Below are 2,865 nucleotides of genomic sequence, written 5' to 3' on the forward strand. Positions count from 1 at the left end.
GCCTGCCGCGCCTGCGGCCACGGCACGCCGGCGAGCGCCACGTTGGCGCGGAAGCGGCGCCGGTAGTCGCCCGAGGCGGCATAGACCAGCCAGCCGATCGGCGCGCCGAGGCCGTGCAGCAGCCACAGCGGCCAGCCGGACAGCACGCGCATCAGGGTCGTCAGGAATCGGCTCATCGAGGGTCGTTAGAATTGTGGCGTCGCCGAGTTACGGAACTACTTGCGGGGCGATTGCAGGGCCGGTCGGGTCTGCCGGGTCGAAGGACCCAACAAACCGCTAAAGCGTTCGCCGCTCCTCCCGACCCGGGCCCGGCAACGCGAGTTGCAATGGATCGATTGATGGAGTTTAAGAGTGGCCAACGACTTCCTTTTCACCTCTGAGTCCGTCTCCGAAGGGCACCCCGACAAGGTGGCCGACCAGATCTCGGACGCCATCCTCGATGCGATCTTCGCGCAGGACCCGCGCTCGCGCGTGGCGGCCGAGACGCTGACCAACACCGGCCTCGTGGTGCTGGCCGGCGAGATCACGACCAACGCGCACGTCGACTACATCCAGGTCGCGCGCGACACGATCAAGCGCATCGGCTACGACAACACCGAGTACGGCATCGACTACAAGGGCTGCGCGGTGCTGGTGGCCTACGACAAGCAGAGCAATGACATCGCGCAGGGCGTCGACCAGGCCAGCGACGACCACCTGAACACCGGCGCCGGCGACCAGGGCCTGATGTTCGGCTACGCCTGCGACGAGACGCCCGAGCTGATGCCCGCGCCGATCTACTATGCGCACCGCCTCGTCGAGCGTCAGGCGCAGCTGCGCAAGGACGGCCGCCTGCCCTTCCTGCGGCCCGACGCGAAGAGCCAGGTGACGATGCGCTACGTGGACGGCAAGCCGCACAGCATCGACACCGTGGTGCTGTCCACCCAGCACAGCCCCGACCAGAGCGAGACCGCGAAGAAGATGAAGCCTCGTTCACCGAGGCCATCATCGAAGAGATCATCAAGCCGGTGCTGCCCAAGGAATGGCTGAAGGACACCAAGTACCTGATCAACCCGACCGGCCGCTTCGTCATCGGCGGCCCCCAGGGTGACTGCGGCCTGACCGGCCGCAAGATCATCGTCGACACCTATGGCGGCGCCTGCCCGCACGGCGGCGGTGCGTTCTCCGGCAAGGACCCGACCAAGGTCGACCGCTCGGCCGCCTATGCCGCGCGCTACGTGGCCAAGAACATCGTCGCCGCCGGCCTGGCGCGGCAGTGCCAGATCCAGGTGGCCTACGCGATCGGCGTGGCGCGGCCGATGAACATCACGGTCTACACCGAAGGCACCGGCGTGATCCCCGACGACCAGCTCGCCAGGCTGGTGGCCGAGCACTTCGACCTGCGCCCCAAGGGCATCATCCAGATGCTCGATCTGCTGCGCCCGATCTACGAGAAGACCGCAGCCTACGGCCACTTCGGCCGCGAAGAACCCGAGTTCAGCTGGGAGAAGACCGACAAGGCGAACGCGCTGCGAGCAGCGGCCGGGCGTTGAGCCCGGCAGGCGCGTAGCGCCTCGTTCGCCTTGGGGCGAAGTTCATGTCGCGCAACGACGTGAACGCAGACCACAAAGCTGCGGCGCAGGCTCACTTCGCGCCAGCGAAGTGAAGCGCCTCCAGGCCCGTGCCGCAGCCAGAAGAATCCTCGGCGCAGCCGCTGACAGGATGCAGCGGCCGTCCTGGCCGCGGCGACCCGACGCTGCGGCCAGACCGGCTGTCCCGCAGCCATCCCGCCGGGGGCACGCCCCCAGGGAGTCGCCCTGACTGCGACCGGGCTATTCGGTTCTGCAAAACAGGAACGGGCCGGGCCGATCGCGTAGCCTAATGGGTCGACACGCCGTCCGATGAGCAACCCCCTCCGCAACGCCACCTTCCGCCAGCTCGCCGCCTTCAACGCGGTCGCGCGGCTCGGCAGCGTGTCGCGCGCGGCCGACGAGATGCACCTCACGCAGCCGGCGGTGTCGATCCAGCTCGGCATCCTGGAAGACGCGGCCGGCACGCCGCTGCTGCGGCGCAGCGCGCGGGGGGTGAAGCTCACCGAAGCCGGCGAGCTGCTGGCCGGCTACGCCAGCCGCATACTCGACCTGTGGGGCGAGGCCGGCGACGCGATGGCGGCGCACTGCGGCGACATCGCCGGCCTGCTGCGCATCGGCGCCGTGACCACCGCCGAGTACCTGCTGCCGCCGCTGCTGCTGGAGTTCGTGCGCGAGCACCCGCAGGTGAAGGTGAAGCTGCAGATCGGCAACCGCGCCGACGTGGTGAACCAGCTCGCCGGACAGGACATCGACCTCGCCATCATGGGCCGCCCGCCCGCCGAGCTGAAGACCATCTCCGCCGCGTTCGCGAAGCACCCGATGGCCTTCGTCGCCGCGCCGTCGCACCCGCTGATGACCACGCCCAAGCCCGGCCTCGCTGCGCTGAACCAGGCCAACCTGCTGGTGCGCGAGCGCGGCTCCGGCACGCGCACCACGGTCGAGCAGTTGTTCAAGGACGCCGGCGTGTCGCTGACCATCGGCTCCGAGATGTCGAGCAACGAGGCCATCAAGCAGATGTGCGCGGCCGGCTTCGGCGTGGCCTTCCTCTCCTTGCACTCCTGCGTGCTGGAGCTGGAGACCGGCATGCTGGCCATCCTGCCGATGCCGGACTGTCCGATCGAACGCGACTGGCACGTGATGCACCTGGCCGGCCGGCCGGTGCCCGCCGCCGCCGCCGCCTTCGAGCAGTTCCTGCGCGTGCATGGCCAGGCCTGGATCCACTGGCGGCTGGAGCACATGCGGCGCAAGAGCGCCGCGGCCGGGGCACCGGCCGTGAGCGCTGCCGCCGCGGAGC

1 protein-coding gene and 1 pseudogene are annotated in these 2,865 nt (G+C 69.3%); both read left to right on the forward strand.

The window, feature by feature from the left end:
• Positions 1 to 351 precede the first annotated feature (351 nt).
• Positions 352 to 1,532, forward strand: a pseudogene (metK, locus tag x551_RS20670) (methionine adenosyltransferase).
• A gap of 348 nt (positions 1,533 to 1,880) precedes the next feature.
• A partial coding sequence (locus x551_RS20675; RefSeq protein WP_051512255.1) for a LysR family transcriptional regulator occupies positions 1,881 to 2,865 on the forward strand: 985 nt, incomplete at its 3' end.

This window comes from Methylibium sp. T29, assembly GCF_000576205.1.
Taxonomy (GTDB): domain Bacteria; phylum Pseudomonadota; class Gammaproteobacteria; order Burkholderiales; family Burkholderiaceae_C; genus Methylibium; species Methylibium petroleiphilum.